Below are 8,520 nucleotides of genomic sequence, written 5' to 3'. Positions count from 1 at the left end.
CATACGAGATAGCTCCAAGTCTCGTGGGCTCCGAGATGTGTATAAGAGCAAGCACCCCCGGCAACGGCTCCCCCCCGTCGGTGAGCACCCGGGCCCGGTCGTCGGTCTCCAGACCTCCCAGCGTCTTGCGGGTGAGGACGTGCAGGCGGACGGCGATCAGCGGCCCGGCGTCCGGGTCCGACAACCGGTGCGGGGCGGCGACCCGCACCAGCCTGTCCCCGAGGTAACGGCGCGCCCCGCGGACGGCGGTGAGCTGCGCGTCCTTGGTGAAGGGATGGGAGACCTCCCGGTCTCGGGCCTCGATCACCCGGCGCAGGGCGGTCTCCTCGATCAGGTCCTCCCCGGTGAGCGCGTTCATGCCCCGCACCAGGGCGGACAGGTCGGATTCGACCACGAAGTCGGCGCCCCGCTCCATGAAGGCCCGCACCGGCCCCGGCGCGCCCCCGCGCACCCGGCCCAGCACCCCGCGCAGGCTCTTCCCCGTCAGGTCGGGGTTCTGCTCGGACCCCGAGAGGGCGAACTCCTTCTCGATGATCCGGCGGGTCAGCACGAACCAGGTGTGTTCGTGGCCGGACCGGGCGATGTGGGCGAGGGTGCCCGGGGTGTCGAAGCCGGGGAAGAGCGGCGCGGGCAGCCGCGCGCCCCGGGCGTCCACCCACAGCGAGGAGGGTCCCGGGAGGATCCGGATGCCGTGCCGGGCCCACACCGGCGACCAGTTCTCGATGCCCTCGGTGTAGTGCCACATCCGGTCGCCGTTGATCAGGCGACCGCCGGCCCGCCGGGCCACGGTCAGCATCTCACCGTCCACGTGGGCGGGGACGCCGGAGAGCATCCGCCGCGGCGGGGTGCCCAGCCGCTCCGGCCAGTGGGCACGGACCAGGTCGTGGTTGCCGCCGATGCCGCCCGAGGCCACCAGCACGGCCCCCGCCCGCAACTCGAAGGAGCCGATCGCCTCACGAGTGCTCGGGGCACCCCGCTCGGCCGGGTCGGGGGCCAGGACCTCGCCCGCCACGGTGTCCACCGTCCCGGCCGTGCGCCCGAGGGAGGTGACGCGGTGTCGGAAGCGCAGGCTCACCCGCCCCGCCTCGACGGCCCGCCGCACCCGGCGCACGAAGGGGTCCAGCACGCCGGGGCCGGTGCCCCAGGTGATGTGGAAGCGGGGGACGGAGTTGCCGTGGCCCAGGGCGTCGGCGCCGCCCCGCTCGGCCCAGCCGACGACGGGGAAGAACCGCACCCCCATGGAGTGCAGCCAGGCCCGCTTCCCGCCGGCCGCGAAATCGAGGTAGGCCTCCGCCCAGTGGCGCGGCCACCGGTCCTCGGGCCGGTCGAACGCGGCCGAGCCGAACCAGTCCTGCCGGGCGAGTTCGAGGCTGTCGCGCACCCGCAGACGACGCTGTTCGGGCGAGTCCACCAGGAAGAGGCCCCCGAAGGACCAGTGGGCCTGGCCGCCCAGGGAGGCCTCGGGTTCCTGGTCGAGCACGATCACCGAGCGGCCCGCCTCGGCCAGTTCGGCGGCGGCGACCAGACCGGCGAGGCCGGCCCCGATCACGATGACGTCGGCGGCGGTGTCGGCGGCGTGGAGGCCCTGCCGACCCCCGTCCGCGCCCGGTGCGGTCCGCGGCATGTCGTCCTCCCTCCCCGGCCCGGGCGGGCCGCCCGGTGATCATCGGACCCCGCCGTCGTGTCGTCAACACCCGGGGCGGGACCCGGCGGGCCCCGGCGGCGCGGTGGGGCACCGGGGATTCCCGTGGCGGGCCACTAGGCTCGGGATCATGGCTGCTCGGGCGTGGTCCACGGTGCTGATGTATCTCTCCCCCCGGCGGGTGCAGCGCGAGGGCACCACGCCGGATTACCGGTTCTCGCTCGCCAACGAGCGGACCTTCCTCGCGTGGGTGCGGACGGGGCTGGCCCTGCTGGCGGGCGGGATCGCGGTGGACCAGTTCCTCACCGACCTGCCCGCGGGCGTGCGGGTGACGGTGGCGGTGGCCCTGCTGGCGACCGGGGCGCTGTGCGCGGTGCACGCGGTGCGGCACTGGGTGCGGTGCGAGCTCGCGATGCGCCGCGAGCGGGATCTGCCCGTCTCCCGTTTCCCGCTGCTGCTGGGCCTGACCGCCGGGACGCTGGGCACGGCGGTCGCGATCGCGATCGTGGTGGGCGGTCCCCGGTGAGGGCGGGGGACGCGGGGCCCGGTGCCGACGCCGGGATCCCCGATCCACCGCCGGTGCGCGATCCCGCGGTTCAACCCGAGCGCACGGACATGGCCTGGTGGCGGACGGTGCTCGCGTTCTCCGTGCTGACCCTGCTGGTGTGGCGGGGGGCGGTGATGGCCGGTGACCCGGCGGGCTTCGCGGTGGCGGGGGTCGCGACGGCGGGCTGGGCGTGCTTCGCCCTGGTGGCCCGCCGGCGGACGGCCGAACTGCGCCGGGGGCGGCCCCGCCCACCGGCCGTGCGGTACCCCGTGGTGGTGGCGGTCCCGGTGACGATGCTGGTTCCGGCGCTCGCCGCGGGGGTCGTCCTCACGATCCGGTGAGGAGGGTGAGGAGCGGGGTCGGCAGCCGGGGGTGCGGGCCGACCGGGGAAAACACCCCCGGGGTATGGACGACATACCGACTGGTCGGCATCATGTGGGGGACCCTTCGCCCCTCACGTCCCGGGAGCCCGCGCCGATGGCCGAACCGATCGCCGAGCCACAGCCCTCCTCCTCCCCTCCGGGGCTGGACCCCGAACGCCTGCGGGCCCACCTGGACCGCGAGCGCCCCGGCCTGGTCGCCGGACCGCTGAGCGCCTCCCTGATCGAGGGCGGACGCTCCAACCTCACCTACCGGGTGACCGACGGCACCGGATGGTGGGTGGTGCGACGCCCGCCCCTGGGACACGTGCTGGCCACCGCCCACGACATGGCCCGCGAACACCGGGTGATCACCGCGCTGGGACCGACCGCCGTCCCGGTGCCCGGCACGGTGCTGCTGTGCGAGGACCCCGCGGTGCTGGGCGCGCCGTTCTACGTGATGGACCTGATGCCCGGCGTGCCCTACCGCGACGCCGGACAACTGACGGCCCTGGGACCGGAGCGGACCCGGGCCGTGGTGCTCGACCTGCTGGACACCCTGGTCTCCCTGCACACGGTGGACCCGGCGGAGGTCGGGCTGGAGGACTTCGGCCGACCGGAGGGCTACCTCGAACGGCAGTTGCGCCGTTGGGAGAAGCAACTGGCCGCCTCCCGCAGCCGCGACCTGCCGGGCATCGACCGACTGCGGGAGGAACTGACCCGTCGGGTTCCCGCCTCCGGCGCCCCCGCCGTGGTGCACGGCGACTACCGGCTGGACAACGTGCTGGTGGGCGACGGGGACCGGGTCACCGCCGTGCTCGACTGGGAGATGTCCACCCTCGGCGATCCCCTGACCGACCTCGGGCTGCTGGCGATGTACTGCGACCAGGAGCCCGTTCCGGACACGCCCGTGAGTGTCACCGGCACCGCCCCCGGCCACCCGTCCACCGGGGAACTCGTGGAACGCTACGCCGCCGGTTCGGGACGGGACGTCTCCCGCCTGCCCTGGTACACCGCCTTCGCCTGCTTCAAGCTCGCCGTGATCCTCGAGGGCATCCACTACCGCTTCACGCTCGGCCGCACGATCGGCGCGGGCTTCGACCGGATCGGCTCGCTCGTTCCGGCCTTCATCGCACAGGGACTGACGAATCTCCGGGAGGACTGACCCATGGACTTCGCCCACGACGCCCGTACCGAGGAACTGCGGAAGAGGCTGGAGGCGTTCATGACCGAGCGGGTGCTGCCCGCCGAGTCCGTCGCCCGGGAGCAGCGCGCGGCGGCCGCCGACCGCTGGGAGCCCGTTCCCGTCCTCGCCGAGTTGCAGCGGGAGGCCCGTGAACGCGGGCTGTGGAACCTCTTCCTGCCCGACGAGCGGTACGGCGCGGGTCTGACCAACCTCCAGTACGCGCCGCTGGCCGAGATCACCGGTCGCAGCCCGCAGTTGGCGCCCGCCGCCCTCAACTGCGGTGCCCCCGACACCGGCAACATGGAACTGCTCGCCGAGTTCGGCTCGCCGGAGCAGCGCGAGCGGTGGTTGGAGCCCCTGTTGGAGGGCACCATCCGCTCCGCGTTCGCCATGACCGAACCGGCGGTGGCCTCCTCGGACGCCCGCAACATCGGGACCCGCGTCGAGCGGGACGGCGACGAGTACGTGATCAACGGCCTGAAGTGGTACATCTCCGGGGCGATGAACCCGCGCTGCGAGGTGTTCATCGTGATGGGGAAGACCGATCCGGAGGGGGACCCGCGCCGGCAGCAGTCGATGATCCTGGTGCCCCGCGACACACCCGGTGTCACGATTCGCCGGGCGATGACCGTGCTCGGTTTCGACGACGACTGGCACGGCGGTCACGCCGAGATCTCCCTGGAGAACGTGCGGGTTCCGGTGGGCAACCTGATCGGCGAGGAGGGCAGCGGGTTCGCCATCGCCCAGGCCCGGCTGGGTCCGGGCCGCATCCACCACTGCATGCGTCTGATCGGCATGGCCGAGCGGGCCATCGAGCTGATGTGCCGCCGGGCCCTGGGACGCACCGCCTTCGGCCGCCCGTTGGCCGACCAGGGCGTGGTGCGGACCTGGATCGCCGACGCGCGGGTGGCGGTGGAGCAGATGCGACTGCTGGTGCTCAAGACCGCCTGGTTGATGGACACGGTGGGCAACCGGGGCGCGCACACCGAGATCCAGGCCATCAAGATCGCCGTGCCGCGCACCGTCACCGAGATCGTGGACCGCGCCATCCAGGTGCACGGAGCCGGTGGTCTGGGGCAGGACTTCCCCCTGGCGGAGCTCTACGCCTCCGCCCGCTCGCTGCGCCTGGCGGACGGCCCCGACGAGGTGCACCAGCGCTCCCTGGCCCGTCGGGAGCTGGCCCGCTTCGCCGATTGACGACGGGGGGCCCGGGCTCCCGCCCGGGCCCCCCGGGGCCGCCCCGGTGCCGGCGTCCCGGCGCCGGGGCGGCCTCCGGGAGGGCGGCCCCGGGACCCGGACGACCCGGGCTCAGGGCAGGACGACCAGCCGGCCGGTGGTGGTCCCGGCGGCGACCCGTCGCACCGCGTCGGCGGCGCCCTCCATCGGCACCCGTTCCGCCACCAGGGGCCGGATGGCGCCCTCGGCGGCCAGCGCGGTCAACTCGCGGTGACAGGCGGTCACCGCCTCGGGGTCACGGGAACGGTACAGCCCCCAGTGCAGGCCGAGGATCGAGTAGTTCTTCACCAGCGCGTGGTTGAGCGCCGGCCGCGGGATGGTGCCGGAGGCGAAGCCGACGACCACGATCCGCCCCTCGAAGGCCACACACCTCGCGGAGGCCTCGTAGGCGGAGCCGCCGACGGGGTCGTAGACCACGTCGGCCCCGCGCCCCCCGGTGGCCTCCTTGACCAGGGCGGGCAGGTCGTCGCCGACCTCCGTGCGGTCCAGCACGGTGTCACAGCCCAGCTCCCGGGCGACCGCGGCCTTCTCCGGGCCGCCGACCACGCCGATCACCGTGGCGCCGGCGGCCTTCCCCAACTGCACGGCGGCACTGCCGACCCCGCCCGCGGCGGCGTGCACGAGCAGGGTCTCCCCCGCCCGCAGGCCCGCCCGGCGGTGCAGGCCGAACCAGCCGGTCTGGTAGCCGATGTGCAGGGCGGCGGCCTCCGCGTCGTCCAGCGCCTTCGGGCCGGGGAAGACGTCCGCCACGGGGGCGAGGACCTTCTCCGCGAACGCGCCGCCGGGCAGCGCGGGCTGGGCCACCACCCGGGTGCCGGGGGCCGGAACGGTGTCGGGGTCGGTGTCCGGTCCGACGGCCAGGACCTCCCCGCACAGTTCCACCCCCGGCGTGAACGGCATCGGCGGCCGAACCTGGTAGTGCCCCCGGCACAACAGCGCGTCGGGGAAGTTGACGTTGGCGGCACGGACCCGGATCAGCAGCTGCCCCGGTCCCGGCTCGGGGTCCGGTATCTCCTCCAGCCGCATGACGTCGGTCGGCTCGCCGGTCTCGTGGACCCGCCATGCCCTCACGATGGACCTCCCTGTGTTCCGGTGCGACCGTGGGGTGGGCACGGTCGTGTGGTGACGACCGTCGACGGGGCGGCACGCCGTCCGGGCGTGCCGTCGTCGACGGGAACGAGGAGGGTCCCGCCGGGGCCGGTCGGGGCGGTCCCCGCGTCCTCAGGGACGCAGGGACCGCAGCAGCATCGCCGCGAGGTGGTCGGCGACCTCCTGCGGGGAGAGCCGTCCGTCCCGGCGGTACCAGGTGCTCAGGTGGTGGACCGACCCGAAGTGGTAGTCCACCACCAACTCGGCGGGCGTCTCGTCGGTGAAGACCCCCGCGCGCTGTCCCTCCTCGACCAGCGCGCGGAACCGCTCGTGGTAACGACGCCGTTCGGCGCGCACCTGCTTCTGTTTCTCCGGGCTCAACTGGTGCATCGAGCGGAAGAAGATGACGGTGTCGTCGAGGTTCTCGATGCTGGTGACCACGACGTCGGCGGCGGCGTCCCGCAGTCGCCGCTCCACGGGGGCGTCGGCGTCGGCGAAGGCGTCCAGACGCTGCTGCTGCAGGCGCAGCACCCGGGCGTAGACCTCGTGGAGCAGGTCGTCCTTGGAGCCGAAGTAGTGGTACAGGGCGCCCTTGGTGACGCCGGCGGCGTCCACGATCTCCTGGACCGAGGTGCCCTCGTACCCGCGTTCGGCGAACAGTCGGGTGGCGGTGGCCAGGAGTCGGCGGGGCACCTCACCGCGCGCCGCGGCGGCGCGGCCGGATTCGCGCGCCGGCTCCCGACCCTCGGTGTACCGGTCGTCGGTGTACCGGTCGCCGTCGCCGGTCCGCCCGTTGTCGCGGTCCGTCATCCCCACCACTGCCCTTCCACTACCGCTTCCGCCCCCGCCGGTGCGGCGGGGAGGGGACGGCGGGGCACTCCGCCCGGTCGGTCATACCGCGCCGGCGGTGCCCCGTGTCCTTTCCTCGATCATGCGCTGCATCTTGTTCATCCCGCCCAGCCATCGGTCGGGATCGACGACGCGGGCGGTAGCGTACTCGGCCACCCGGGGGTGGGGCAGGATGAGGAAGCGTTCCCCGGCGATTCCGGCGCGCACCGCCTCGGCCACCTCCTCGGGGCCGATGGCCTCGTCGGCGAGCAGCACCTGTCCCGCGGGGCCCGCGTCGCGGAGCATGTCGGTGCGCACCCCCTGGGGGCAGACCGCGTGCACCGAGATGCCGCGGTGGCGGTAGGTGGCGGCCATCCACTCGGCGAAGGCGAGCGCCGCGTGCTTGGAGACGCTGTAGGGGGCCGAGCCCGGCATCATGAGCAGGCCGGCGGCCGAGACGGTGGCCACAAAGCGGCCCCTGCCCCGCTCCAGCCACTCGGGCACCAGGTCCCGGGCCGCCCGGACGTGCGCCATGACGTTGACGTCCCAGGCCGCGGCCCAGAGGTCCTCGTCGGCCTCCGGGCCGCCGGCGGGGGCGATACCGGCGTTGGCGCAGAAGATGTCGATCGCGCCGCCGAGGGCGCGGCGGGCGGCCGGCACCACGGTGGAGGCGTCGCCCGGCACGGCCACGCCGTCGATCTCGCGCGCCACCGCCCGGGCCCGCTCGGCGTCGATGTCGTTGACCGCGACCCGGGCCCCGCCCGCCGCGAAACTGCGGGCCAGGGCCGCTCCGATGCCGCCGCCGGCGCCGGTGACCACGACGGCGGCGCCGCGCACGTCCCCGGCGTCCGGGTCGGTGACCGCCCGCTCGTCCCCTACGGCTGCCATGGTGGGGCTCCCCTCATCGGTGATGGTTCCGGTCCGCCGGGCGGCGCCCGGGTGAGCCGCCGGGCGGGACCCCGGCGGGACGGGCGTCGCGGCGGCAGACTAACCGGTCGGTATGGCCGGGGGGAAGAGGTGCGACCGCGTTGACAGCGGGAGCGGGGCAGGGAATGCTGAGCGGGCGCTTAGTCGGTGGGCGGGGGGCGCCGCCGCCGGGCCGGAGCGCCACCACACCGAGACGAGGAGGCACCGGAATGGCCGAGCCACGGGTTTTCGCGACCGCCGACGAACTGCGGGCCGCGACCGGCGAGGAACTGGGACCCGGCGAATGGCTGGAGGTGGACCAGAAGCGGATCGACCTGTTCGCCGAGGCCACCGGCGACCACCAGTGGATCCACGTGGACCCGGAACGCGCCGCCGAGGGCCCCTTCCGCACCACCATCGCCCACGGCTACCTCACCCTCTCCCTCCTGCCGGTGCTGGTGCCCGGGCTGCTCCGGGTGGAGGGCGTCCGCATGGGCGTCAACTACGGCTCCAACAAGGTCCGTTTCCCGGCCCCGGTGCCGGTGGGCTCACGGGTTCGGGCCCGCGCCCGGATCGTGGAGGTGACCGACGTGCCGGGCGGGGCGCAGAGCGTCCTGGCCGTCACGGTGGAGCGGGAGGGCGGGGACAAGCCCGTCTGCGTGGCCGAGACCGTCACCCGCTTCTACCTCTGAGCCGACCACGGGCCCCATGGGAGGGGCCCCGTTCC

9 protein-coding genes are annotated in these 8,520 nt (G+C 74.4%); 5 read left to right on the top strand and 4 right to left on the bottom strand.

The window, feature by feature from the left end:
- Positions 1 to 1,624, bottom strand: a 1,624-nt coding sequence (locus tag FOE67_RS09610) for an FAD-binding dehydrogenase (protein ID WP_182662549.1), incomplete at its 3' end; no start/stop codon positions are given.
- A gap of 148 nt (positions 1,625 to 1,772) precedes the next feature.
- Between FOE67_RS09610 and FOE67_RS09605 the strand changes: the two genes are divergently transcribed.
- From FOE67_RS09605 to FOE67_RS09590, 4 genes are all read left to right on the top strand, one after another.
- A complete protein-coding gene (locus FOE67_RS09605) occupies positions 1,773 to 2,168 on the top strand; it encodes a YidH family protein (RefSeq protein WP_182662547.1) in 396 nt (131 codons plus the stop codon).
- A gap of 53 nt (positions 2,169 to 2,221) precedes the next feature.
- A complete protein-coding gene (locus FOE67_RS09600) occupies positions 2,222 to 2,530 on the top strand; it encodes a DUF202 domain-containing protein (protein WP_182662545.1) in 309 nt (102 codons plus the stop codon).
- A 136-nt stretch (positions 2,531 to 2,666) separates the two neighbouring features.
- Positions 2,667 to 3,713, top strand: a complete 1,047-nt coding sequence (locus FOE67_RS09595) for a phosphotransferase family protein (RefSeq protein WP_182662543.1) — start codon at positions 2,667 to 2,669, stop codon at positions 3,711 to 3,713.
- Positions 3,714 to 3,716: 3 nt separating this feature from the next.
- A complete protein-coding gene (locus FOE67_RS09590) occupies positions 3,717 to 4,931 on the top strand; it encodes an acyl-CoA dehydrogenase family protein (protein ID WP_182662540.1) in 1,215 nt (404 codons plus the stop codon).
- A 111-nt stretch (positions 4,932 to 5,042) separates the two neighbouring features.
- Here FOE67_RS09590 and FOE67_RS09585 read toward each other — a convergent pair whose 3' ends face one another.
- The 3 genes from FOE67_RS09585 to FOE67_RS09575 form a co-directional block, all read right to left on the bottom strand.
- A complete protein-coding gene (locus FOE67_RS09585) occupies positions 5,043 to 6,041 on the bottom strand; it encodes an NADPH:quinone oxidoreductase family protein (protein ID WP_182662537.1) in 999 nt (332 codons plus the stop codon).
- Positions 6,042 to 6,191: 150 nt separating this feature from the next.
- Complete coding sequence (locus FOE67_RS09580) at positions 6,192 to 6,875, bottom strand: TetR/AcrR family transcriptional regulator (RefSeq protein WP_323384579.1); 684 nt, start codon at positions 6,873 to 6,875, stop codon at positions 6,192 to 6,194.
- A gap of 75 nt (positions 6,876 to 6,950) precedes the next feature.
- Positions 6,951 to 7,775: an SDR family oxidoreductase gene (locus FOE67_RS09575; RefSeq protein ID WP_182662535.1), complete on the bottom strand. Its 825-nt coding sequence runs from the start codon at positions 7,773 to 7,775 to the stop codon at positions 6,951 to 6,953.
- A gap of 248 nt (positions 7,776 to 8,023) precedes the next feature.
- Between FOE67_RS09575 and FOE67_RS09570 the strand changes: the two genes are divergently transcribed.
- Positions 8,024 to 8,485 (top strand): MaoC family dehydratase, encoded by a 462-nt coding sequence (locus tag FOE67_RS09570; RefSeq protein WP_182662533.1) that lies wholly within the window; start codon positions 8,024 to 8,026, stop codon positions 8,483 to 8,485.
- Positions 8,486 to 8,520: the final 35 nt, after the last annotated feature.

The sequence above is a fragment of the Streptomyces calidiresistens genome, assembly GCF_014141525.1.
GTDB classification, from domain to species: domain Bacteria; phylum Actinomycetota; class Actinomycetes; order Streptomycetales; family Streptomycetaceae; genus Streptomyces; species Streptomyces calidiresistens.
This window is presented reverse-complemented; position numbering and strand designations above follow the sequence as displayed.